This window comes from Pseudomonas sp. 13159349 (genome assembly GCF_013305685.1).
In the GTDB taxonomy this organism is placed as follows: Bacteria; Pseudomonadota; Gammaproteobacteria; order Pseudomonadales; family Pseudomonadaceae; genus Aquipseudomonas; species Aquipseudomonas asiatica.
This window is the reverse complement of the sequence record NZ_CP045553.1, coordinates 1,912,432-1,937,183: the sequence shown is the minus strand read 5'-3', so window position 1 is coordinate 1,937,183 and position 24,752 is coordinate 1,912,432. Positions and strand designations below refer to the sequence as shown.

Here is a 24,752-nt window from a genome sequence, read left to right as displayed (position 1 = left end):
GCACCTTGCCGATGAGGAAACCCTGATGAATGCGAAAGTCTGGCTGGTTGGTGCTGGCCCTGGTGATCCGGAGCTGCTCACTCTCAAGGCTGTACGCGCCTTGCAGCAAGCCGCTGTGGTGATGATCGACGACCTGGTCAACCCGGCAGTGCTGGAGCACTGCCCACAGGCCCGGGTGATTGCCGTGGGCAAGCGCGGCGGCTGCCGCTCCACACCGCAGGCATTCATCCAGCGCCTGATGCTGCGCCATGCGCGGCAAGGGCGCTGCGTGGTCCGGCTCAAGGGCGGCGACCCGTGCATCTTCGGCCGCGGCGGTGAAGAGGCGCTATGGTTGCAGGGGCATGGTATCGAGGTGGAAGTGGTCAATGGCATTACCGCCGGCCTGGCCGGCGCCACGCAATGCGGTATTTCCCTGACCTCACGTGGCGTAAGCCGTGGCGTGACGCTGGTCACGGCCCATACCCAGGACGACAGCGAACTGAACTGGGCGGCCTTGGCCCAGGGCGGGACGACGCTGGTGGTGTACATGGGCGTGGCCAGGCTGGAGCAGGTGCGCCAAGGGTTACTGGACGGGGGCATGGCACCGGCGACGCCGGTGGCGATGATCGAGAATGCCTCGTTGCCGCAGCAGCGGGAATGCAGGAGCGATGTGCGGGGGATGGTCGAGGATGCGCGGGGGTTTGGCTTGCGTAGCCCGGCGATTTTGGTGATTGGGGAGGTGGTTGGAGAACAGCAGGCCCTGGGGCTGATCGCAGTCGCGGGCTGAACGCCATCCCTGTAGGAGCAGCCTTGCGCTGCGAAGAGGCCGGTAAGGGCAATGGTATTCTGTTGCTGTAATGGCCTCTTCGCAGCGCAAGGCTGCTCCTACAGGCATTGTGCAGGCTTTGAGACCGGATAAATCCCAGGCAAAGAAAAACCCGGCCGAAGCCGGGTTTTTCATGAAGCTTCAAACCAATTACTTGGCCTGGGCTTCTACCTGAGCTTCAACGCGACGGTTGACAGCGCGGCCTTCTTCGGTGGCGTTGTCGGCAACCGGACGGGTTTCGCCGTAGCCAACCGAATCAACACGGCTGGATTCTACGCCGTACTGCTGGGTCAGGACCTGCTTGACAGCGTTGGCACGACGCTCGGACAGCTTCTGGTTGTAAGCGTCTGGGCCGACGGAGTCAGTGTGACCTTCCACGGTGGTGGTGGTCTGTGGGTACTGCTTCATGAAGTCAGCCAGGTTCTTGATGTCGCCGTAGCTGTTTGGCTTGACGACCGACTTGTCGAAGTCGAACTTGACGTCCAGCTCAACGCGAACGACTTCGGCAACAGCCGGGCAGCCATCAGCGTCAACGGTAACGTTGGCCGGGGTGTCAGGGCACTTGTCGACGTTGTCGCAAACGCCGTCGTTGTCGGAGTCGGAGCACACTTCGGCAACTGGGGCCGGAGCGACTTCAGCTTGCTTCGGGCTACCGCCGAAGTTCAGACCAACACCAACGGTCGGGCCCCACTCGGTGTTGCCGTTGTCGATGTTGTACATGGCTTCTACGCCAGCACGGGCGAAGAACATGTCGGTGATGTACCACTTGGCGCCAGCGCCAACGTTGGCGAAGGTGGAGTGGTCGCGGCCGCTACGAGTGGCCTGGCCCAGGCTCTCGTGAGCGAAACCGGCGGAAACGTACGGACGCAGAGCGTCGCCAACGGTACCGAAGTGGTAGGTAGCGTCGAGCTTGGCCTTGGAACCTTTGATGTCTTTGTTGAAGACTTCACCACGAGCGTTGTGGGTCTCGTTGTAGCCGAGGTCCAGGGAAACGTCGTCGGTCAGGAAGTAGCCCAGGCGAACACCAGGATTGGTGCCGTCGTTCTTGAAGTTACGTTCGCTGTCGTAGTACTGCTTGGTAACGTTGCCTTCGATTTCCACAGCGCCTTGGCCTTGAGCCAGAACGCCGAACGAAGTAGCAGCGACGAGCGAGCCAATGGCCAAGCCCAAGGTGTTTTTCAATTTCATCCGTTAAATCCCCATCTGGTGATAGTTAAGCAGTCCCACCACAAACAAGGGGGACAACTCGACGGCAAGTCTAGCAGAACTCGCCGGTTCGTTAGAGATATTTGCACGCCACTAAGTTTCATCGAGGCCGGCAAATTTCTCCCGAAGCTTGTCTAGCGCGCGCTTGTAGCGCATTTTTGTCGCGCTCAGGCCCATGTGCATGATGTCGGCAATTTCCTGAAATTCCAGCTCTGCGACAAAACGCAGCACCAGGATTTCCCGGTCAATCGGGTTCACATGCACCAGCCATTTGTCCAGCCCGCCTTTTTCTTCCGGCTTCGGAGCCTTGTCTTCGGACGCCTCTTCGACAGGGTCCAGACTCAAGGCATCCATCAGCCGACGTTTACGGCGCTCCTTGCGGTACTGGGTAATGCATTCGTTGTAGGTGATGCTGTAGAGCCAGGTCTTGAACTTGGACTTACCCTCGAAGTTCTTCAGCCCGTACAGCACTTTCAACATGACTTCCTGACAGACATCGTCCGCGTCACGGTCGTTCCCCAGATAACGTGCACAGACGTTGAACAGGGTCCGTTGGTAGCGCCGCATGAGCTCCTCATAGGCGCGGGTAACGTGGTACAGCTCTTCATGCGAACGCGCCACCAACTCTTCGTCGGTGAGCTCGCGGGGGTCATAACGCATGGGCGGCGAATGAACTTTATTCAAAACGGATCTGGCCGACAGTCAGGTCAATGTCGCCGCGCGACCCCGTGGGTCGATTTTCGCGGCGGCATACATTAACAGCTTTGTGCGGTTAGCGGCTATTGACTCGCTGCTCAAGCAACTCGCGATTGGACAGCGACACCAGTTCGCCATCATCGGTCAGCAGCGTCGTCTTGACCGTACCGATTTCCTCGATGTGCCCTTCGACCTCTCCAATTCGCACCTGCTGGCCCACCTGATAAAGTTCGCGCACGTAGATGCCGGCCAGGATCTGCCCAGCGATTTCGCGGCTACCGAGGCCCATTGCCAACGCAACGGCCAGACCAACGGTAATCAGCCCGATCACGATCACATGGTTCAGCAGGTCGGTTTTCACCTCCAGCTGGCTGATGGCCACCGAGATGCTGATGATGATCACCAGGCCTTGGGTGATACGGCCCAGGCCTGCCGAGTACTCCAGGCCGATGCCTTCGGCAGCGCCGCGTACCAGGCCGTTGGCCACCTGGGCCAGCAGCACGCCGGCCAGCAGCACCAGAGCTGCGCCGAACACCTTCGGCAGGTAAAGGGCAAGCATGTCGAGGGTTGCCGAAACCCGCTCCAGGCCCAGCGACTCGGCGGCCGAGACCAGGAAGATGAGCAGCACGAACCAGTAGACGATCTTGCCGATCAGGGTGGAGATGGGTACCTGGATGCCGACCCGGCCGAGCATCTTGGTCAGGCCGGTGCCGGCCATCAGGCGGTCCAGGCCGAACTTGGCCAGCAGTTTGGACAGCAGCGTGTCGAGCAGCTTGGCCACCACGAAACCGAGCAGCACCACGACCAGCGCGCCAAACAGGTTGGGGATGAAGTTCGCTACCTTGGTCCAAAGGGCAGTCATGGCGGTAACCAGGCTCTGGGTCCAGAGATCGAGTTCCATATTCAATCGGCCTTATCTGCTTTGCTGCCGTTGGCAGCGTTGCGGGAAGAGTGTCGACGCACCGGCGCAACATGCGCCGCGCCATTGTTCACGGCGATCAGCAGCGCCTGGCTCCAGCGGCCAAGCAGGCTGAACAGATCGCCCGCGCCAACCTGGCGGTTGGCGGTTTTCAGCACGCGACCCAGGCAAGCGGCGTCGTCCCGGTCGTCCCGGTCATTGCCGGAGGGGGACGCCTTGAGCAGGTCGCGCAGGGATTCTTCAAACGGATCGTGCATGGGCACCTCGCGCAGTGTCAGTCAGAGACGAGATGGCCGGTCGATGGGTCACACATCGCATTGGGACGAGTGTTTCAAAATGAATGACGCTTGCCTGCACTGGCCCTATCGCCGGCAAGCCAGCTCCCACAGGGGCACCACAAGCCTTGAAACCTGTGGTGTACCTGTGGGAGCTGGCTTGCCGGCGATAGGGCCGGTGCAGGTCAATGAGCATCTATACCCACCGCAACCGCCGAAACAGCCACCACTGCCCCACCGCAAGCCCCAGCACGACGATGCAGGCGAACAGGAAACCATAGGGGTTTTCCGCCCCGGGGATGCCGCCGACATTGATGCCCAGCAGCCCGGTGATGAAGCTCATGGGCAGGAAGATGCAGGTGATGATGCCGAAGCGGTACATGGTGCGGTTCATGCGCTCGCTACGCCGGCGATCCTGGCTTTCCAGCACCAGCGCGGCACGTTCGCGGGTCAGTTCCAGCTCTTCGAGGTAGCGGATGAGGCTGTTGTTCAGCTCGTTCCAGTAATCGGCATCGGCATCGGCGAACCAGCTCCATTTGCTGCGCGACAACTGGGCGTAGATTTCCCGCTGCGGGGCAAGAAAACGCCGCAGACCGGCGGCACGCCGGCGGATCTGCTGCAGGCTGCCGTTCTCCGGGGTATACCGTTCGTCGGATTCAACCTTTTCTTCCTCAATGTCGGCCAGTTCGGACAGGTCGCTGACCAGGCCCTGAACCTTTTCGGTGAGCAGTTCGCCCATCAGCAGCAACAGCTCGGAAGCCGATTTCGGGCCCCTGCCCTCTTCCAGCTGCTGGAGAATCTCGTCACTGGCGCGCAACGGCCGCAGGCGCAGCGAGATAACCCGCTGCGCCTCGGCAAAGATACGCACCGAGACCATGTCTTCAGGCTCTGCACCCGGGTTGAGGTTGACCCCACGCAGGAACAGCAACAACTGTTCATCGGCCATGGGCAGCAGGCGCGGCCGGGTGTTTTCTTCCAGCAGCAGCTCGCAGGCGAACGCGCTCAGGCCGCTGTCGTGCAGCAGCCAGGTGCGGGTTTGCGGATGGCTGCGATCCCAGTGCAGCCACAGGCTTTGCTCGGGTTGCAGCTGCAGGTCGTCCAGTTCGGTACGGGCAATCGAGCGCGCGCCACCTTTGCCATCGAGCACCAGGGCGTGCACCAGCCCCCACTGCGCGTTGTCTTCCTCGAACATCAAAGCTCCATCAGCGCGGGCGGCGCCTTACTCAGGCATTTTCAACGGGCTTGGCGAGACCAGCACGCCATTGTTGTCGGCATACACATACTCGCCCGGGCGGAAGGTCACCCCGGCGAAGGTCACTGGCACGTTGAGGTCGCCGATGCCGCGCTTGTCGGTCTTCATCGGGTGGCTGGCCAGGGCCTGCACGCCGACGTCGGTCTGGATCAGCACGTCGACGTCACGCACACAGCCGTAGATCACCAGGCCTTCCCAACCGTTCTTGGCAGCCTTTTCGGCAAGCATGTCGCCGAGCAGTGCGCGACGCAGCGAGCCGCCACCATCGACGACCAGGACCTTGCCCTTGCCATCGAGCTCGACCTGCTCCTTGACCAGCGAGTTGTCTTCGAAGCACTTGATGGTGACGATCTGGCCACCGAACGAATCGCGGCCGCCGAAATTGCTGAACATCGGTTCCAGCACCTGCACCAGGTCCGGGTAGGCATCACACAGGTCGGGCGTAACGTAATGCTGCATGGGAAGCTCCTGTCAGTCACAACGAAAGCGGGTATCGGCCAAGGCTACACCGTAGAGCCCGTTGCAGTCATCCAGGACCGAACGGTCATGTTTTGCCTGTACCGGCCCTATCGCCGGCAAGCCAGCTCCCACAGGACCCCGCTGGCTTCAGGCTAGTGGTACTCCTGTGGGAGCTGGCTTGCCGGCGATAGGGCCAGTACAGATACAGCAGAATCAACTGGCGGGCACAGGCTCCGCCACCACCGTGGATTCATGCACCGGCACCAGCGGATCCCGCAGCCAACGCTCCACCAGCGGCCATACCTGCACCTGCGCGGCCTTGCTCACCAGCATGTCGACATGCCCGAAAGCGTCGAAGCCTTCCTCGAGCCCCAGCCGCAGAAACTGCTTGCGCTCACCGCCAAATTGCTCGAACAGCTTGCGGCAGGCCCACACCGGGTCCTGGAAGTCCCCCGCACCAGCCACGGCCAGCAGCGGCACATCCACCTTGGCCAGCCCCGCCCACCAGTCGCTCTGTTTGTCGCCAAAGCGCCCGAACAGGCCATGCCAGCGCATGCTTTCCAGGGCCAGGCCGATCGGCTCATCCTCCGGCCCACGCTTGAAACGCGGCCCGGAAATCTGCCCCCAGCGCTTGAGCAGCAGCTTCGCCCCCCAGGCCAGGGGCGGCACCTTCAACGGCCAGTACACGCGGCTGATCTGGGTACCGAACAGCGCCACGCTGGCCACCTGCTCGGCAGGCAGAAAGCCACCGCCCAGCGCTGCCGCCAGGGTCGTACCACCCAGGGAATGGCCGACCCAGTGCGGCGTCTGGCCCGACTGCTCGCGCACGAACGCGGCAATCAGCGGCAGGTCATCGCGGGCATAGGCGGCAACGCTGTTGTGCTTCCAGTCATGGTTGCGCGGCGACAGGCCATGGCCGCGCATTTCCGGGATCCACACATCGAAGCCGGCGCGGGCGAGATAGGCGCCCAGGCCAACCCCTTTGGGGGAATACCAGAAGCGGCGGTTGGAGAAGCTGCCGTGCAGGAGAATGACCGGTACGCCCTGGGCCTGGCCCTGATCGGCCAGCCCCAGGCGGGTGACAGCCAGCTCGACGCTGGGGTCAGGGCTGTTGCCGGCCTTGATCCGGTACACGTCTTCGCTGAGGTCGCCGCGGCGTTCGGCACTGAGCAGGGCCACGGGGAATAGAGTGCTGCTGCTTTGCATAAGGTTGCTTGGTGCACAAAAAAGGGCGGGATCCATTGCTGGAGCTCGCCCTGGAAAAAACCAGGCGGGGGTACGCCAGACGTACCCCCGCGTTTTACTGCATCAGACCGCGCCCTGGCCTTCAGCCAGGTAGAACCAGGTTTCGAGTACCGAGTCCGGGTTCAGCGACACGCTGTCGATACCCTGCTCCATCAGCCACTTGGCCAGGTCCGGGTGGTCCGACGGGCCCTGGCCGCAGATGCCGATGTACTTGCCAGCCTTGTTGCACGCGGCAATGGCGTTGGCCAGCAGCTTCTTCACCGCAGGGTTACGCTCGTCGAACAGGTGGGCGATGATGCCCGAGTCACGGTCCAGGCCCAGGGTCAGCTGGGTCAGGTCGTTGGAGCCGATCGAGAAGCCGTCGAAGTACTCCAGGAACTCTTCGGCGAGGATGGCGTTGGACGGCAGTTCGCACATCATGATCACGCGCAGGCCGTTGTCGCCACGGGCCAGGCCGTTTTCGGCGAGCAGGTCGACAACCTGGCTGGCTTCACCCAGGGTACGCACGAACGGCACCATGATCTCGACGTTGGTCAGGCCCATCTCGTTGCGCACGCGCTTGAGCGCACGGCACTCGAGCTCGAAGCAGTCACGGAACGATTCGCTGATGTAGCGCGAAGCGCCACGGAAGCCCAGCATCGGGTTTTCTTCTTCCGGCTCGTACAGCTTGCCGCCGATCAGGTTGGCGTACTCGTTGGACTTGAAGTCCGACAGGCGCACGATGACCTTTTTCGGGTAGAAGGCCGCAGCCAGGGTGCTGATGCCCTCGACCAGCTTCTCGACATAGAAGCCTACCGGGTCGTTGTAGCCGGCGATGCGCTTGTCGACGCTGTCCTTCAGGTCGGCTGGCAGGCCGGCGTAGTTCAGCAGCGCCTTGGGGTGCACGCCGATCATGCGGTTGATGATGAACTCCAGGCGCGCCAGGCCGACACCGGCGTTGGGCAGCTGGGCGAAATCGAAGGCACGGTCCGGGTTGCCGACGTTCATCATGATCTTGAATGGCAGGTCGGGCATGGCGTCGACCGAGTTCTGCTTCACATCGAAGCCCAGCTCGCCCTCGAAGATGAAGCCGGTATCGCCTTCGGCACAGGACACAGTCACACCCTGGCCGTCTTTCAGCACCTGGGTGGCGTTGCCGCAACCGACCACGGCCGGAATGCCCAGCTCACGGGCGATGATCGCCGCGTGGCAGGTACGCCCGCCACGGTTGGTGACGATGGCGCTGGCGCGCTTCATCACCGGTTCCCAGTCCGGGTCGGTCATGTCGGAGACCAGCACGTCGCCCGGCTGGACCTTGTCCATTTCCGATACGTCGTTGATCACGCGGACCTTGCCGGCGCCGATGCGCTGGCCAATGGCGCGGCCTTCGACCAGAACGGTGCCTTTTTCTTTCAGCAGGTAGCGTTCCATGACGTTGGCGCTGGAGCGGCTCTTCACCGTCTCGGGGCGCGCCTGGACGATATACAGCTTGCCGTCGTCACCGTCCTTGGCCCATTCGATGTCCATCGGGCGCTGGTAGTGCTGCTCGATGATCATGGCCTGCTTGGCCAGCTCGCTGACCTCGGCATCGGTCAGGCAGAAGCGCGCGCGCTCGGCGCGGTCCACTTCGACGGTCTTGACCGAACGGCCGGCCTTGGCTTCTTCGCCATAGACCATCTTGATCGCCTTGCTGCCCAGGTTGCGGCGCAGGATGGCCGGGCGGCCTGCCTGCAGGGTGTTCTTGTGCACGTAGAATTCGTCAGGGTTGACCGCACCCTGCACCACGGTTTCGCCCAGGCCGTAGGCGCCGGTGATGAACACCACGTCGCGGAAGCCCGACTCGGTGTCGAGGGTGAACATGACGCCGGCGGTGCCGGTTTCCGAACGCACCATGCGCTGCACACCAGCAGACAGGGCCACCAGCTTGTGGTCGAAGCCCTGGTGCACGCGGTAGGCGATGGCACGGTCGTTGAACAGCGAGGCGAACACTTCCTTGGCCGCGCGGATCACGTTGTCGACGCCGCGGATGTTGAGGAAGGTTTCCTGCTGGCCAGCGAACGAGGCGTCCGGCAGGTCTTCGGCGGTGGCAGAGGAACGCACGGCAACGGCCATGTTGTCGTTGCCGGCAGCCATTTCGGCGAAGGCCGTACGGATTTCCGAATCCAGACGTGCCGGGAAGTCGGCTTCCATGACCCACTGGCGAATCTGCGCGCCGGTCTTGGTCAGGGCGTTGATGTCATCCACATCGAGTGCGTCGAGCGCGGCATGGATACGGTCGTTGAGACCACTCTGTTCGAGAAAATCGCGGTACGCCTGCGCCGTAGTGGCAAAGCCGCCCGGCACCGATACACCAGCACCTGCGAGGTTGCTGATCATCTCGCCCAGGGATGCGTTCTTGCCCCCCACATGCTCCACATCATGGACGCCGAGCTTATCGAGGGAAACTACGTACTCTACCAAGGTGATCTCTCCACTAACTGTGTTGGAAAAGCTCAAGGGCGCCCGCCTGCCTTCGTTGACTTGGCCGGACGCTTGTGGCCTGTACCTGGAAAATAAGTGAGAATGCCGACAGCCGCATTCGGCAAACCGAACTTATCATATCCAAGAAACGTCATCAGCTTAAGGCCCAGATCGCAAATGAAACGAACCGCGTTCTTCATCTCCGACGGCACCGGCATCACCGCCGAAACCCTGGGCCAGAGTCTGCTCGCTCAATTCGAGAGCATTCCGTTCAATAAATTCACCCGTCCCTACATCGATTCGCCGGAAAAGGCGCGGACCATGGTCCAGCAAATCAACGCTGCGGCCGAGCGCGATGGTGTACGCCCGATCATCTTCGACACCATCGTCAATCAGGACATCCGTGAGATCCTGGCTACCTCGAATGGCTTCATGATCGACATCTTTTCTTCGTTTTTGTCCCCGCTTGAACAAGAATTGACTGCCCATTCGTCGTATTCCGTCGGCAAGTCGCACTCCATTGGCGGCAATTCCAACTACATGGAACGCATCGAGGCGGTGAATTTCGCCCTGGACAACGACGATGGCGCACGCACCCACTACTACGACAAGGCCGACCTGATCCTGGTAGGCGTATCGCGCTGCGGCAAGACCCCCACCTGCCTGTACATGGCCATGCAGTTCGGCATCCGCGCCGCCAACTACCCGCTGACCGAGGAAGACATGGAGCGCCTGCAGCTGCCGGCGGTGCTGAAAAAGCACCATAACAAGCTGTTCGGCCTGACCATCGACCCCGACCGCCTCACCGCCATCCGCCACGAGCGCAAACCCAACAGCCGCTATTCCAGCTTTGCCCAGTGCGAGTTCGAAGTGCGCGAGGTGGAAAACCTGTTCCGCCGGGAGAACATTCCCAACATCAATTCCACGCATTTTTCGGTGGAAGAGATTTCGGCGAAGATCCTGGTGGAGAAAGGGGTGGAGCGCAGGTTCAAGTAAGCCTGTACCGGCCTCTTCGCGGGTAAATCCGCTCCTACAGGGGCCTCACTACGCTCAAGCCTTGTGATAGCAGCACAGGAATAAAAAAGCCCCGGCATCGCTGCCGGGGCTTTTCATTTCAGCTCATGGCTCAGGACGGCACCACTGCCGCCTGCCCGCTCATGGCCAGGTCGACCAGCTCGCGGTTGGCTACCGCGTACATCGCATAGTCGGTACCGGTGGCATTGCGCAGGTCATCCAGCATGGCGCGCCAGCGCTCCACCATCACCCGGTGCTGCTCGGCCCACAGCGCCACGCGGGCGTCCATGTCTTCCGGTGCATCGGCCATCTGCAGTACCGAGATGGTGATCGCCCGCTGCTGCAGGTCGATGTCGTCGCGGAACGCCTCGCGGGCCAGCGCCTGCCAGTTGTTCTCCACCGGCAGGTTGCTGATTTCCTGCAGGTACCAGGTCAGGTCCAGTGCGCTGCCCACGGCGAAGAACGCCTTGGCCACCTGCGCCGGGTCATGGCCGGTAACGTCCGAAGCCTCGATGATCGGCAACAGGGTGTACAGGTGGGTAGTACCAGCCACCATGCGCGCCAGCAACTCCGGCACACCAGCCTCGACGAAGCCTTGGTAGCGCACCATCCAGCGCTCGCGGGTCGGGCCTTCGAGCAACTCGTCGAGCTTGAGCCCCAGTTGCGCGATCTTCGGCCCGAAGTGCGCGGTGTCGCGCCCGGCGTCCTGCTCGTTGCGGCGGCTGCGCAGGAACCAGCGGGTGGCACGACGGCCCAGGCGCATCAGCTCGTCCATCAGGGTCAGCTGGATTTCCGCCGGCACCTGGTAGTCCAGAGCCTCGATCTGACGGAACCAGTGCGGCAGGTGGAAGATGTCGCGCACGATCACGTAGGCCCCGGCCACGTTGGCCGGGCTCATGCCGGTCGACTCCTTCAGGCGCTGGACGAAAGTGATGCCCATGTTGTTGACCAGGTCGTTGGCGATCTGGGTGCTGACGATTTCGCGCTTCAGGCGGTGGCGGCGCATGGATTCGGCGAATTTGCTGACCAGCGACGGCGGGAAGGCGGTTTCCATGTCGCGGGTCAGGTAGTCGTCGTCCGGCACCAGCGACTTGAGCAGCTGTTCCTTGAGGTCGATCTTGCTGTACGAGATCAGCACCGAAAGCTCGGCGCGGGTCAGGCCCTGGCCGGCGGCCAGGCGCTCGGCCAACTGCTCTTCGGACGGCAGGAACTCGATGGCGCGGTCCAGCTTGCCTCGGGCCTCCAGGTCGGCCATCAGGCGCTTGTACTCGGCAATCCGCTCGCGGGCGCGGCGGGCCGCCAGCGACAGCGCCTGGGTTTGCTTGTAGTTGTTGCCCAGCACCAGGCCGGCCACTTCGTCGGTCATGCTGCCCAGCAGCTGGTTGCGCTGCTTCTCGGTCATGTCGCCACCCTGCACCACTTCGTTGAGCAGGATCTTGATGTTGACCTCGTGGTCGGAGCAGTCCACGCCGCCGGCATTGTCGATGAAGTCGGTGTTGGTGGCGCCGCCATGCAGGCCGAACTCGACCCGGCCAAGCTGGGTCATGCCCAGGTTGCCGCCCTCGCCCACCACCTTGCAGCGCAGCTCGTTGCCATTGACCCGCAGCGCGTCGTTGGCCTTGTCGCCGACGTCGGCGTGGCTCTCGGTGCTGGCCTTGACGTAGGTACCGATGCCACCGTTCCACAGCAGGTCTACCGGTGCCTTGAGCAGCGCATTGAGCAGCTCGGTCGGGGTCAGGCGATCGGCTTCGATGGCGAAGCGCTCTTTCATCTGCGGGCTGATGGCGATGCTCTTGGCACTGCGCGGGAAGATCCCGCCGCCTTCGGACATGATGCTGGTGTCGTAGTCGCTCCAGGCCGAGCGCGGCAGGTCGAACAGGCGCTTGCGCTCGGCAAAGCTGGACGCAGGCTCCGGGTTCGGGTCGATGAAGATGTGCAGGTGGTTGAACGCCGCCACCAGTTGCAGCTTGTCGGACATCAGCAGGCCGTTGCCGAACACGTCGCCGGCCATGTCGCCGACGCCAATGACGGTGATCGGGTCTTCCTGCACATTGATGCCGCGCTCGCGGAAGTGGCGCTGCACGCCCACCCAGGCGCCGCGCGCGGTAATGCCCATCTTCTTGTGGTCGTAACCGGCCGAGCCGCCCGAGGCGAAGGCGTCGCCCAGCCAGAAGCCGTAGTCGATGGCGATGCCGTTGGCGATGTCCGAGAAGGTCGCGGTGCCCTTGTCGGCCGCCACCACCAGGTACGGGTCGTCATCGTCATGGCGTACCACGTTGGCCGGCGGCACCACGCCACCGTCCTTCAGGTTGTCGGTGATGTCGAGCAGGCCGGAAATGAAGATGCGGTAGCACGCCACGCCTTCGGCGGCGATCTCGTCACGGCTGCCGCCCAGCGGCAGGCGGCGCGGCAGGAAGCCGCCCTTGGCGCCGACCGGCACGATCACCGAGTTCTTCACCTGCTGGGCTTTCACCAGGCCCAGCACTTCGGTGCGGAAGTCTTCCTCGCGGTCGGACCAGCGCAGGCCACCGCGGGCGACGTTGCCAAAGCGCAGGTGCACGCCTTCGACCCGTGGCGAGTAGACGAAGATCTCGAACTTGGGCACTGGTTTAGGCAGTTCGGGGATCAGCTTGGGGTTGAACTTGAAGCTGAAGTACGACTTGTTGTGGCCGTTGGCGTCCGGCTGGTAGAAGTTGGTGCGCAGGGTGGCCTTGATCAGGTCCAGGTAGCGACGCAGGATGCGGTCTTCGTTGAGCACCTGCACGTCGTCCAGCGCGGTCAGGATGGCTTGCTCCAGGCGCAGTTGCTTGTCATCCAGGTCTTCCTGGGTGAGCTTGCGCGCCAGGTAGAAGCGGGTCTTGAACAACCGGGTCAGCTCGCGGGCGATGTCGGTGTGGTTGTTCAGGGTACTGGCGATGTAGCCCAGGTCGAAGCCCAGGCGAATCTGCTTCAGGTAACGGGCGTAGGCGCGCAGCAGCGCCACGTCGCGCCATGGCAGGCCGGCGGTCAGCACCAGGCGGTTGAAGGCGTCGTTCTCGGCATCGCCGCGGACGATGTGGATGAAGGCATCCTGCAGAGTGTCGTTGAGCTGCTGGATGTCCAGGCTCAGGCCTTCGCTGTAGGTGAAGGCGAAGTCATGGATCCAGTAGCCGCGGCCACTGGCATGGCGCAGGCGGTACGGGAACTCGCCGAGTACGCGCAGGCCAAGGTTCTCCAGGATCGGCAGCACGTCGGACAGCGCCAGCGGCGTGTCGGCGTGGTACAGCTTGCAGTGCAGGGTGCGTTCCCCGACCTGGGTCAATGGCTGGTAGAAGCTCATCGCCAGCGGCTTGCTTTCCGACAGGTTCAGCACGTGCTGCAGGTCGACCACCGCCGAGTGCGCGGCGAAGCGCTCGCGGTAGCCGGCCGGGAAACCTTTGGGGAAGTCGGCGAGGATGTTGGTGCCCTGGGCTTCGCCGAAGTTCTCGATCACCAGTGCCGAGTAGTCGTCATGCCACGAACGACAGGCCTGGATCACTTCGCGTTCCAGCTGCTGCGGGTCGATGTCGATGCGGTTTTTCGGGTCTACCCGCAGAATCAGCTGAACACGTGCCAGCACCGATTCGGAGAAGAAGGTCCAGAACTCGCAGTCGCTGGCCTTCAGGCGCTCCATCAGCACCTGCTGGATCTTCTGCCGCACTTCAGTGGAGTAGATTTCCCGCGGTACATAGGCCAGGCAGTAGCAGAAGCGGCCGTATGGGTCCTTGCGCAGGAACACGCGGATCTTGTTGCGTTCCTGGATCTGCACGATCGACATGACGGTGCTGAACAGCTCGTCGACCGGGGTCTGGAACAGGTCGTCGCGCGGCAGTACTTCCAGTACCTGGGCCAGTTCCTTGCCCAGGTGGGCCTTGGGATCGAAGCCCGAGCGGCGCTCGACTTCGGTGACCTTCTGCCGGATATAAGGGATGGCATGCACGCTTTCGCCGTACACCGACGAGGTGTACAGGCCCATGAAGCGGTGTTCCTTGATCACCTTGCCGTCGGCGTCCAGCTGGCGGATCGACACGTAGTCCGGGTAGGCCGGGCGGTGTACGCGGCTTGGCAGCGCGGCCTTGGCGAACGACAGCAGCAGCGGTTCGTTGAGGTAGGCCACGGCGTAGTCTTCGATGCGCAGCTCGTCGCTCGTCAGGCCCACGCGCAGGCGACGCGGCAGGCCAAGGAACGACTGCTCGTCGTAGACCATCTGGCCGCCATCGGCGTCGCCCTTGACGGTGAATTCTTCATAGCCCAGGAAGGTGAAGTGGTTGTCCAGCAGCCACTCGAGGAAAGCCTTGACCTCGCCCTTTTCGTTCTGCGCCGGGCCAAAGGCTGTCTGCTCTACCTCCGCCACCACTTCGCGCAGCTTGGCCTTCATCGGTTCGAAGTCGGCCACCACCACCCGCACCTCGGCCAGCACCTGCTCGATCTCGCGGGCCAACACCGTCAGCTCGGCAGCGTTGGCGCAACGGTCGATCTCCATGTACATCAGCGACTCATGGCGTACGTCCTCGCCCTGGGTGCCCTTGGGCAGCAGTTCAAGCAGCTCGCCTTTGGCGCCGCGGCGCACGCTGAGCACGGTGGTCTGCAGGGTGTGGATGCTGTAGCCGCGGCGGTTGAGCTCGGTGCGTACCGAGTCGACCAGGAACGGCAGGTCGTGGTGCAGCACTTCGACCACGCTGTGGGTCGATTGCCAGCCATTACGCTCGTAATCGGGGTTGTACACCCGTACTTGCGGGTATTCGGGGTCGAAACGCTCGATGATGCGCCAGGCTGACAGGGTGCAGCCGGCCAGGTCGGAAAGCCTGCGTTGGGTGAGTTCGTCCAGAGAGATGATGCCGAAGAACTGCTCGGCGAACAGCGCGACTTGTGGCAGGGACTGTTCGCTGATGTGCTGCGCCAGGGCCGCTTGCAGTTGATGCTGGAAGTCGGCTTTGCTGGCTGCGGTGAAGAACGCCATCTGTGGTACTCCGCTTGGGCTTTGTAATAATTGAAGCGTCGCTGCGTGCGCCGTGTACGGATCAACGATAGCCAACCCGTGGCAAGGCGGACGGTAAAACCAGGCGTTGAACGTGCGCAGGCACGCCCAGGGCTCGCCGAAGCTTAACGACTGATCGGTCATCAAGGCTTGCAGCGCTGCGACAATTTCGGTCAAGGGGGGGTAACTTTACGTTTATGCCTGTCGGCAAGACTGTCAGAATTCCCTTCCGTTTCCTTTGATCCGAGCCTTGTCCATGCAAATCAATACTGCCCTGCTGTTCGCCACCCCTTGCGATGACGAGGAAGACAACATGGCGACCCTGTGCTGCCACAGCGACAAGGGTCAGATGTTCCTGCTGACCCGCTACCCGGACGAAGACACCGTCGACCTGACCCTGGATGACGAGCCGTCGACGCTGGATGGCCTGAAAGTAACCCTGAGCGCCAAGCGCCTGCTGATCGAAGTGGCGGCCGGCGACCGGGATGCGCTGAAGGGGGATGAGGTGCTGGAGATCAACCTGACCAGCGAGTTGAGTGACATGGATGAAGTGAAGGAAACCCTGGAGAACATCCTGGCCGGGACCGGCACCTTCGTTTGCGAGCTGTGACAAACTGAATACCGGCGCTGCCCCTGTGGGAGCGGGCATGCCCGCGAACACCGGCACAGCCGGTGCCATCCATCGCGTCGCCTGCTTCGCGGGCTTGCCCGCTCCCACAGTGATCGCGCCAGTTTTTAGGTTTTGTGCAAGGCAGTTCCCCCACAACGATCATGCCAGCGCTTGCTGCATCTCCCGAGCCTGCACCCGCAACGCCTGGCAAAACGGCTCCACCGCCGCCGACGCCGGCCGGTGGTCCGGCCTGATCAGCATCACCTGGTACGGCACCGACACCCGCAACCGCCGGATCGGCAACCCGCCCTGCGCCGCCTCCAGCCCGCTCAGCGGGTTGATGATCGCCACCCCCAGGCCCTGCCTCACCATGGCGCACACCGAGGCAGCACTGGTGGTCTCGATGACCGTGCGGCGGTTCACCCCTGCCGCGCGAAAGTGCTGGTCCAGGCGCTGCCGGTAGGTGTCCAGGCTGGCCAGGTTGATGAAGTCGACCTCGTGGAAATCGCTCAGCTCCAGCTCGGCCCTGGCCTGCAACGGGTGCCCGTCGGGCAGCACGCACACCATGTTGGCGCTGAACAGCAATTCGCCGTAGGCGCCACGCGGTATCTGCTCTACCTCGGTCAGGCCCAGGTCATGCTGCTGGGCAACCAGCGACTCCTCCAGCAACGGCGACTCCTGCGCCAGGATACTCACGCTCACGCCCCGGTGCTGCTGGTGAAAGCGCTGGCAAGCCTTGGGCAGCAAGGTCTGGGAAAACAGCGGCAGGCAGGTAATGGCCAGCCGGCCCTGCTCGAAATTGCGGATGGCCTGGGCAAAGCGGTCGATGCGCTCCAGCCCTACGTAGGCCCGCTCAACCTCCTCGATCAACAGCAGCGCCTGGGCCGTCGCCACCAGGCGGCCACCTTCGCGCTCGAACAGGTTCAGCCCGGTTACCTGCTCCAGCCGCGCCAGCTCACGGCTGACGGTGGGCTGCGAGGTAAACAGCAGGCGCGCCGCACCGGTGACGCTGCCAGCGGCCATGATGGCGCGGAACACTTCGATATGGCGGACGGACAGTTTCACGGGCAACACCTGGCAAGTCGGCAATGGTCATATCAGATATGAATGGCTGACAGAAAAATAGCTATTTTTCTGAATTCCTGCTTTGGCTCATCCTCGTGGCCTTCCTTATATGAGTAGCGCCACCATGACTGCACCCTTCACTCTTCTGGCCGAGGCTGTCCGCCAGCACGGCTCGCCGCTGTGGGCCTACGACGCCGGCACCATCGCCGAGCGTGTCGAACAGCTGAAGGTGTTCGACACCGTGCGCTTCGCCCAGAAGGCCAACCCCAACCTGCATGTGCTGCGCCTGATGCGCGCCCACGGCCTGGTGCTGGACGCAGTGTCGCTGGGCGAAATGGAGCGGGCCTTCGCCGCGGGCGCCAGCGTGGATGGCGACCCTGCCGGCGTGGTGCTGACCTGCGACGCGCTGGACCGGCCGACCCTGGAGCGGGTGGTGGCCTCGAAGATCGAAGTCAACGCCGGTTCCATCGACATGCTGCGCCAACTGGGTGAACGCTCGCCCGGCCACCGCGTGTGGATCCGCATCAACCCCGGCTTCGGCCATGGCCACAGCCGCAAGACCAACACCGGCGGCGAGAACAGCAAACACGGCATCTGGCACGAAGAGCTGGGCGAAGCGCTGGCCTGCGTGAAAACCCATGGCCTGCACCTGGTAGGGGTGCACATGCACATCGGCTCGGGGGTGGATTACCAGCACCTGGAGCAAGTGGCCCGCTCGATGATCGAGCTGATCGGCCGCCTGGGCGTGGACATCGAGGCGTTCTCCATTGGCGGCGGCCTTTCCACCCCGTACCGCAGCAGCGACAAGCCGGTCGACCTGCAACGCTACGCCCGGACCTGGGCCGTGGCCCGCAAGGAAATCGAAGCGATGCTGGGCCACCCCGTGCGCATGGAGATCGAGCCAGGGCGCTTCCTGGTGGCGGAATCGGGCTACCTGGTGGCCGAGGTACGCGCCGTGAAGCAGGTGGGCCGCAACACCTTCGTCATGATCGACGCCGGTTTCAACGACCTGATGCGCCCAGCGATGTACGGGGCCTACCACCGCATGACCCTGCTCGACGCCAACGGCCAACCGGTGGATCGCCCACGGCAGCCGACCGTGGTGGCCGGGCCGCTGTGCGAGTCGGGTGATGTGTTCACCCAGGATGACCAGGAACTGACCCCGCACGACCTGCCCCAGGCGCAGGTGGGTGACCTGCTGGTGATCCACGACGCCGGGGCCTATGGCGCGTCGATGTCATCGAACTACAACAGCCGGCCGTTGCTGCCGGAGTTCCTGATCGAGGATGGAGCGCTACGGATGATTCGCCGCAGGCAGACGGTGCAGGACTTGCTGGGCCTGGAGGCGGGCATCTAGATACCGTTTTTCAGGCAGATTGCCCAGCGCGTTGGGCTGCGCTGCCACGTAGAGAACTGAATTCGCAAGCGGTACGCGTACCCTGTGGGAGCGGGTTTACCCGCGAAAGGGCCGGCCCGGGCAACACATCAGCTGATGCCCTGCCCCACCGTCCATTGCCCCGCCCCACACAATCCGGGTACCCTTTTTCTTCCTCCCGGCCTCCCCGGCCATACACCGCCCAGGCATGACTCCATGATCATTCGCCAAAGTATCGCTGCAGACCACCCGCAACTGCTCGATATCTGGCTGCGCGCCGTGCGCGCCACGCACCACTTTCTACAAGCGTCCGACATCGACGCGCTGCTGCCGCAATTGCGCGACGTCTACCTTCTGGCCGTCGAGCTCTGGGTCGCGGTTGACACCGAAGACCGCCCGCTGGGCTTCATCGGTTTCAATGGCAACCACGTGGAAATGCTCTTCGTCGCCCCCGAACGCCATGGCCAGGGCGTAGGCCGCGCGCTGCTGGACTTCGGCCGCCAGAAGCACAGCGTGATGAGCGTCGATGTCAACGAGCAGAACCCGCAGGCGGTGGGGTTCTACCGGCACTATGGTTTCATCCAGACCGGCCGTTCACCGCTGGATGGCGAAGGCCGGCCGTTCCCCTTGCTGCATATGAGCCTGCCCGCACAGGCTTGATTTCCGGGGCCGCATTGCGCCCCGCCGCTGTTACAAATTCGCGAGACAGACCAAAGGTATGAACCCGACGCGCTATAGCACCGTGGCCAAGGACTTGATGGAAGGCATCGCCAGCGGCCGCTACCCGGTGGGCAGCCTGCTGCCGACCGAGTTCGAGCTGTGCGACCTGTACGATGTGAGCCGACACACGGTGCGCGCGGCGATCAACCAATTGCTCAACCAAGGGCTGGTATCGCGGCGCAAGCGCGTAGGCACCCGGGTGGAGGCCAGCAGCCCGCGCGGTGGCTACTCGCAGTCACTGGCCAGCGTGGCGGACCTGGCGCACCTGGCGGAAACGCAGCAACGGGAAATCCAGGACGTGCGCCACTTCGTCGCCGACCTGAGCGAGGCGGCGCGGCTGGGGCTGGTACCAGGCGAGCACTACTTCTGCGTGTCGAGCATCCGTGTCGACCGCGTGCACAACGCGGCGCCGCTGTGCTGGACCGATGTGTACGCGCAGCGCGACCATGCCGAGGTCATCGAGTTGGCCCGCGAGCACCCCGACCAACTGATTGCGGGGCTGATCGAGCAGCACTATGGCCGGGCGATCGCGGTGGTCGACCAGCAGGTGCGGGCAGTGTTGCTGAGCGCGGAAATGGCCCGAGTGCTGAAGGCCGAGACAGGCGCGCCGGGGCTGAAGATCATTCGCCATTACCGCGAGGAAAACGGCGACCTGATGGCGGTGTCCGAGACGGTGCACCCGGATGACCGCTTTACCCTGGTTAGCCAGATGCGCCGCGACCGGTCGCCTGGCTGATCAAACCAGCGCCATGCTCGATATCCCAAAACTTGCGCGATCCCTGTAGGAGCGGCCTTGTGTCGCGAAAGGGCTGCGCAGCAGCCCCGGCAATTTATGCACCTGCGCGGAAATCCTGGGGCTGCTGCGCAGCCCTTTCGCGACACAAGGCCGCTCCTACAGGGATCGCGCATGCCTGTAAGCAGTGGCCAGGTTTACCTCACATGTCCAGCACCCGCTCAGCCTCCACCAACTGCTGCCCCCGCACCGTGGTCACCCGATGGTCTCGCGCCAGCAAGGCATAGATCGTCGGCAGCACAAACAGGGTAAACAAGGTCCCCACCAGCATCCCGCACACGATCACCACCCCCAGGCCAAAGCGGCTGTTGGCCCCGGCACCGCTGGCGAACAGCAGTGGCAGCACGCCGAAGGTCATCGCCGCCGTGGTCATCAGCACCGGCCGCAGGCGTATCTGCGCGGCGCGGACGATGGCGGTGGCACGGTCGAGGTTGTCACGCACCTGGATCTCGTTGGCGAACTCCACCATCAGGATGCCGTGCTTGCTGATCAGGCCGATCAGGGTCACCAGGCCGATCTGCGTGTAGATGTTCAGCGTGGCCCAGCCCAGCGCCAGCGGCAGCAGCGCACCGCAGATCGACAGCGGCACGGTCACCAGGATGATCAGCGGGTCCACCAGGCTTTCGTACTGCGCGGCCAGCACCAGGTAGATCACCACCAGGGCGGCGAGAAACGCCCACATCAGGGCAAAGCCCTCCTGCACGTACTGGCGCGACTCCGATTGCCAGTCATGGCTGAAGCCAGGTGGCAGTTCGGCGGCAAGCTGTTCGAGAAATGCCACGGCATTACCCATCGACACACCGGGCGCCGGGATCGCCTGCAGGGTACTGGCGTTCTGCTGGTCGAACTGCAGCAAGCGGTTGGGCGCCACTTCGATGTCCAGGTGCACCACCGTGGCCAGCGGCACCAGGGTGCCGTTTTCGGCGCGCACGTACTGGCGGTTCAGCGCTGCCGGCGTCAGGCGCTGGTCCTGGATGCTTTGCGGGATCACGTCGTAGGAGCGCCCGAACAGGGCGAAGCGGTTGAGGTACTGTTCACCCACCAGCACACCCAGCGACTCGCCGATGGCCTGCATGCTGATGCCCAGGCTGGCCGCCTTGGCGCGGTCGATGCGCACCTTGACCACCGGGTTGTTGTAGTCGAGGTCGCTGTCCACCACGCTGAACAGGCCGCTGTCGCGGGCGCGCTGCTTGATCATTTCCATGGTCTGGTACAGCTCGGGGTAGTCCTGTGCGCTGCGCAACACCATCTGCACCGGCAAGCCACCGCTGGAACCCGGCAGCGAGGCCACCTGGAAGGCGAAGATGCTGCTGCCCTCGATGTCCGCCACGGCCTGCTGCAACTGCGCCTGCACCTGCGCGGCGGAACGCTCGCGGGCCTGCCAGGCGCTGAGGTTGATGCCGCCGAAACTGGCGGCCGGGCCGTCGGTGCCGTTGATGATCCAGGTGTCGGTGGTTTCGGCGAGGGACTTCATCACCTGGTCCAGCTTCAGGGCAAAGCGCTCCACATAATCCAGGCTGGCATGCTGCGGCGACTTGATGGCCGTCAGCACCGCCGCCTGGTCCTCGGGCGGGGCCAGTTCGCGCTGCGGCAGCAGGTACAGCCAAGGCAGGCTCAGGCACACCACAAGCGCCACACCACCACTGATCCAGCGATGCGACAGGGTGTAGGCGAGTACTCGCCCATAGACCCCGGTCAGCATGCCGAACAGGCGGTCGGCCATGTTGGCCATGGCGCCATGCTGCTGGCCGGGTTGCAACAACAGCGAACTCATCACCGGCGACAGGGTGAGCGCGACGATGCCCGACACGATCACCGCCCCCGCCAGGGTCAGGGCAAACTCACGGAACAGCGTGCCGGTCAGCCCGCCCATCAAGCCGATCGGCGCGTATACGGCGGCCAGGGTCAGGGTCATGGCGATCACCGGCCCGGCGATTTCCCGCGCCCCGGCCAGCGCCGCGGCAATCGGCGAGTTGCCCTCTTCGATATGACGGTGCACGTTCTCCACCACCACGATGGCATCGTCCACCACCAGGCCGATGGCCAGCACCATCGCCAGCAAGGTCAGCAGGTTCAGGCTGAAGCCGAACAGCAGCATCAGGCCCGCCGCACCGAGCATCGACAGCGGGATGGCCACCACCGCGATCACCACGCTGCGCAGCGAACCCAGGCACAGCCAGATGACCAGCACCACGATCACCATGGCCTCCACCAGCGTGCGCAGCACCTCGTCGATCGAGGCGTCGATGAAGCGTGCGGTTTCGTAGGCCAGCGCCACCTCCACCCCGGGTGGCAGGGTCTGGCGGATCTGCGGCAGCAGCTGGCGAATACCCTCGACGATCACCAGCGGGTTGCCGGTCGGGGTGGGGAACAGCCCCAGGTGCACGGCGGGCTTGCCGTCCATGGTGGCGCTGGTCTGGGTGGCCGCCGCGCTCAGCTCGACGGTGCCGACATCGCGCAGGCGCACCAGGTCGGTGCCATCGTTGCGGATGATCAGCTCGCGGAAGTCCTCGACCCGGGTCAGGTCGGTGTCCACCTGGATATCGGCCAGCACGTACTGCCCACGCACCTGCCCCGGCGTCGCCTGGTAGTTGTTGGCACGCACCGCCTGTGCCACGTCGGCAGCCGTCACCCCGCGCCCGGCCATCTGTTCGCTGTCCAGCCAAAGGCGCATGGCCAGGCGCTGCCCGCCGAACGACTGCACCTTGGCCACACCGTCGATGCCGGAGAACTGCGGTTCCACCACCCGCGACAGGTAATCGCTCAGTTCGGGTATCGACAAGGTTTCGCTGGCAAAGCCCACGTAGGCCACCGCCGTGGAGTCACCTGCCGACAGCTCCACCACCGGGTCGTAGGCCTTTTCCGGCAGGCGATAGCGCACCTGGTTGACCTTGGCCATGGTCTCGGCAAGCGCCTGGGTCGAATCGCGGTTGAGCACCATGCGCAAGGTGATCAGGCTGCGCCCCTGCTGCGACGACGAGGACAGGTAGTCGATGCCTTCGACCGACGACACCGCCTGGGTGATCGGCTGGGTCACGAAGCCTTGCATCAGCTCGGCAGAGGCGCCCGGGTACTCGGTGCTGATGGTGATGGTGGAAGTTTCCAGCAGCGGGTACTGGCGGATCGGCAGCTTGCCCATGGCAAACAACCCCAACAGGATGATCAGGCTGCTGACCACCAGCGCCAGCACCGGGCGGCGGACAAAGAGGTCGGTGAACTTCACGATTGCCGCCCTCCCTGGCTGGCCTGCAGGCTGTCCTGAGCCACTGGCTCGACCGGCATGCCGTCGCTCAGTTTCAACTGGCCGGAAACCACCACCTGGTCACCGGGTGCCAGGCCTGAGGTGATCTCCACCCGCCCCTGCCAGCGCTCACCGGTAGTCACCCGCACCCGGCTGACCCGGGTGCCCTGTTCAGGGTCCCGGGTAGCGACGAACACCGTCTGCCCGTAGGCGGTGTAGGTGATCGCGGTTTCCGGCACGGCCAGCACGCTTGACGGCTGCGCGGCATCCAGGCGCACGCCGGCGTACATACCCGGCTGCAACTGCCCGCCCGGGTTCGGCAAGGCCGCCTGCACCTGCACCAGGCGCGCCTTGCTCACCACCGGGTCCACCGCGACCACCCGGGCCTGGAAGTCCTGCCCGCGCACCGCATCCACCGTCAGCGCCAGCAGTTGCCCCACGTGCACTTCGGGGGCGGCTTGTTCGCCCAGGGAAAAATTGACGTACAGCTGGCTGATGTCGGCCAGGCTGGCGATGGTCTCACCGGCACTCAGGTACTGGCCCTGATGCACCCGGCGAATGCCGAGCTTGCCGGCAAACGGCGCGCGAATTGCCTTCTGCGCGATCAGCGCCTCGACATGCTGCAGCTCACCGCTGGCCACGTCCACGGCGGTGGCCGCATTGTCGAGCAGCTCCTGTGACACGGCGTTCACCGCGCGCAGCTTGCGGCTGCGCTGCAGCACCACTTCGGCATTGCGCAGCCTGGCGCGCAACTGCACGCGCTGGGCCTGCTCCGGGGCATCGTTCAGCTGTACCAGCAACTGCCCTGCACTCACCAATTGCCCCGACTCGAAAGCGATGCGGGTGATGCGCCCCGCAGTCTCGGCCGCCACCTGTACCTGGTTGACCGCCTCCAGCTCCCCCGAAGCAAAGTTCTGCCGTGCCAGTTGCACTTGCTCGGCCGTGGCCAGCGCCACCTTGGTCGCCGGCCATGCCGCCGCAGCCGGCGGCGCCGAGCCACTGCCGACCAATGCATAGGCAGCGGCCAGCACACCTGCAACAGCGCCAGCCCAGGCCAGTAACGTCCTTTTGTTCATGCAGTGCTCCGATCATCAGGGAAAGCGGTTGCGGGGAAGATCGGGCAGGACTATAAGAGCTCGAGTTAACTTGAGGTCAACAGGCATGGCAGCGGACAACACACGGATGCTAACGGTAGGGGAAGTGGCCAAACGCAGCGGCGTGGCGGTTTCTGCGCTGCACTTCTACGAGACCAAGGGGCTGATCGCCAGCGTCCGTACGGCGGGTAACCAGCGCCGCTATCCTTCACTGGTGCTGCGCACGCTGGCTATCATCAAGGTGGCGCAGCGCACGGGTATTCCGCTTGACGAGATCAAGCAGGCCTTCAGCCGCTATGCGCCCAACAGCAAGCTCACGGCAGCGCAATGGGGCGAGATGTCGACCGCCTGGCGCGAAGACCTGAACGCCCGCATCCGCACCCTGGAAGCGTTGCGCGACAGCCTGGACAACTGCATTGGTTGCGGCTGCCTGTCGCTGGAAGATTGCCCGCTGCGCAACCCCGAGGATGTGCTAGGCAAGGAAGGTACCGGGCCGCGGATTCTGGAGAAGAAGGCCCGATAGCCCGTCACCGGGTTTATCCACGCAT

At 63.7% G+C, this 24,752-nt stretch carries 19 protein-coding genes; 7 read left to right on the top strand and 12 right to left on the bottom strand.

Features of this window, described 5'->3' with window-relative positions; genetic code table 11:
- Window positions 1–25: 25 nt before the first annotated feature.
- Window positions 26–766 (top strand): uroporphyrinogen-III C-methyltransferase, encoded by a 741-nt coding sequence (gene cobA / locus GEV38_RS09195; RefSeq protein WP_054573504.1) that lies wholly within the window; start codon window positions 26–28, stop codon window positions 764–766.
- A 189-nt stretch (window positions 767–955) separates the two neighbouring features.
- Here cobA and GEV38_RS09190 read toward each other — a convergent pair whose 3' ends face one another.
- The 8 genes from GEV38_RS09190 to ppsA all read right to left on the bottom strand — a co-directional run bounded on the left by GEV38_RS09190 (window position 956) and on the right by ppsA (window position 9,296).
- Complete coding sequence (locus GEV38_RS09190) at window positions 956–1,993, bottom strand: OmpA family protein (protein WP_004376136.1); 1,038 nt, start codon at window positions 1,991–1,993, stop codon at window positions 956–958.
- A gap of 111 nt (window positions 1,994–2,104) precedes the next feature.
- The gene (gene sigX / locus GEV38_RS09185; protein ID WP_003248665.1) at window positions 2,105–2,671 is read right to left on the bottom strand and encodes an RNA polymerase sigma factor SigX; all 567 of its coding nucleotides are present in this window, start codon (window positions 2,669–2,671) and stop codon (window positions 2,105–2,107) included.
- Between the two features lie 112 nt (window positions 2,672–2,783).
- Window positions 2,784–3,608, bottom strand: coding sequence for a mechanosensitive ion channel domain-containing protein (locus GEV38_RS09180; RefSeq protein ID WP_004376138.1), 825 nt, complete (start codon window positions 3,606–3,608; stop codon window positions 2,784–2,786).
- Window positions 3,609–3,610: 2 nt separating this feature from the next.
- Window positions 3,611–3,883, bottom strand: coding sequence for a hypothetical protein (locus GEV38_RS09175; RefSeq protein ID WP_004376140.1), 273 nt, complete (start codon window positions 3,881–3,883; stop codon window positions 3,611–3,613).
- A gap of 214 nt (window positions 3,884–4,097) precedes the next feature.
- Window positions 4,098–5,093, bottom strand: coding sequence for a zinc transporter ZntB (locus tag GEV38_RS09170; RefSeq protein WP_013971669.1), 996 nt, complete (start codon window positions 5,091–5,093; stop codon window positions 4,098–4,100).
- Window positions 5,094–5,120: 27 nt separating this feature from the next.
- Window positions 5,121–5,612 carry a ribonuclease E activity regulator RraA gene (gene rraA, locus GEV38_RS09165; protein ID WP_015269495.1) on the bottom strand — a complete coding sequence of 164 codons (492 nt, stop codon included), beginning with the start codon at window positions 5,610–5,612 and terminating at the stop codon, window positions 5,121–5,123.
- A gap of 213 nt (window positions 5,613–5,825) precedes the next feature.
- On the bottom strand, window positions 5,826–6,818 hold the full coding sequence (locus tag GEV38_RS09160) for an alpha/beta fold hydrolase (protein WP_015269494.1): 993 nt from the start codon (window positions 6,816–6,818) through the stop codon (window positions 5,826–5,828).
- A 102-nt stretch (window positions 6,819–6,920) separates the two neighbouring features.
- The gene (gene ppsA / locus GEV38_RS09155) at window positions 6,921–9,296 is read right to left on the bottom strand and encodes a phosphoenolpyruvate synthase (protein ID WP_015269493.1); all 2,376 of its coding nucleotides are present in this window, start codon (window positions 9,294–9,296) and stop codon (window positions 6,921–6,923) included.
- Between the two features lie 177 nt (window positions 9,297–9,473).
- Between ppsA and GEV38_RS09150 the strand changes: the two genes are divergently transcribed.
- Complete coding sequence (locus GEV38_RS09150; protein WP_015269492.1) at window positions 9,474–10,292, top strand: pyruvate, water dikinase regulatory protein; 819 nt, start codon at window positions 9,474–9,476, stop codon at window positions 10,290–10,292.
- Window positions 10,293–10,422: 130 nt separating this feature from the next.
- Here the strand turns inward: GEV38_RS09150 and GEV38_RS09145 are convergent, their stop codons facing one another.
- Window positions 10,423–15,288: an NAD-glutamate dehydrogenase gene (locus GEV38_RS09145; RefSeq protein ID WP_015269491.1), complete on the bottom strand. Its 4,866-nt coding sequence runs from the start codon at window positions 15,286–15,288 to the stop codon at window positions 10,423–10,425.
- A 274-nt stretch (window positions 15,289–15,562) separates the two neighbouring features.
- On the opposite strand from GEV38_RS09145, the gene GEV38_RS09140 reads away from it, so the two are divergent.
- Window positions 15,563–15,916 carry a hypothetical protein gene (locus GEV38_RS09140; RefSeq protein ID WP_013971664.1) on the top strand — a complete coding sequence of 118 codons (354 nt, stop codon included), beginning with the start codon at window positions 15,563–15,565 and terminating at the stop codon, window positions 15,914–15,916.
- A gap of 159 nt (window positions 15,917–16,075) precedes the next feature.
- On the opposite strand, the gene GEV38_RS09135 is transcribed toward GEV38_RS09140, so the two are convergent.
- Window positions 16,076–16,981, bottom strand: coding sequence for a LysR family transcriptional regulator (locus tag GEV38_RS09135; protein WP_015269490.1), 906 nt, complete (start codon window positions 16,979–16,981; stop codon window positions 16,076–16,078).
- A 124-nt stretch (window positions 16,982–17,105) separates the two neighbouring features.
- Here GEV38_RS09135 and lysA point away from each other — a divergent pair, with 124 nt between their 5' ends.
- From lysA to GEV38_RS09120, 3 genes are all read left to right on the top strand, one after another.
- Window positions 17,106–18,338: a diaminopimelate decarboxylase gene (gene lysA, locus GEV38_RS09130; protein ID WP_054571881.1), complete on the top strand. Its 1,233-nt coding sequence runs from the start codon at window positions 17,106–17,108 to the stop codon at window positions 18,336–18,338.
- 234 nt (window positions 18,339–18,572) lie between these two features.
- On the top strand, window positions 18,573–19,016 hold the full coding sequence (locus GEV38_RS09125) for an acetyltransferase (protein WP_015269488.1): 444 nt from the start codon (window positions 18,573–18,575) through the stop codon (window positions 19,014–19,016).
- A 58-nt stretch (window positions 19,017–19,074) separates the two neighbouring features.
- Window positions 19,075–19,812 (top strand): GntR family transcriptional regulator, encoded by a 738-nt coding sequence (locus GEV38_RS09120; RefSeq protein ID WP_015269487.1) that lies wholly within the window; start codon window positions 19,075–19,077, stop codon window positions 19,810–19,812.
- Between the two features lie 199 nt (window positions 19,813–20,011).
- Here the strand turns inward: GEV38_RS09120 and GEV38_RS09115 are convergent, their stop codons facing one another.
- Window positions 20,012–23,092, bottom strand: coding sequence for a MexW/MexI family multidrug efflux RND transporter permease subunit (locus GEV38_RS09115; protein ID WP_054573331.1), 3,081 nt, complete (start codon window positions 23,090–23,092; stop codon window positions 20,012–20,014).
- Window positions 23,089–24,186, bottom strand: coding sequence for an efflux RND transporter periplasmic adaptor subunit (locus GEV38_RS09110; protein WP_054573332.1), 1,098 nt, complete (start codon window positions 24,184–24,186; stop codon window positions 23,089–23,091). The genes GEV38_RS09115 and GEV38_RS09110 overlap by 4 nt, the downstream gene beginning before the upstream one ends.
- Window positions 24,187–24,271: 85 nt before the next feature.
- Here GEV38_RS09110 and soxR point away from each other — a divergent pair, with 85 nt between their 5' ends.
- Entirely contained in the window at window positions 24,272–24,727 is a 456-nt protein-coding gene (soxR, locus tag GEV38_RS09105; protein WP_039614512.1) for a redox-sensitive transcriptional activator SoxR, read from the top strand.
- Window positions 24,728–24,752 lie beyond the last annotated feature (25 nt).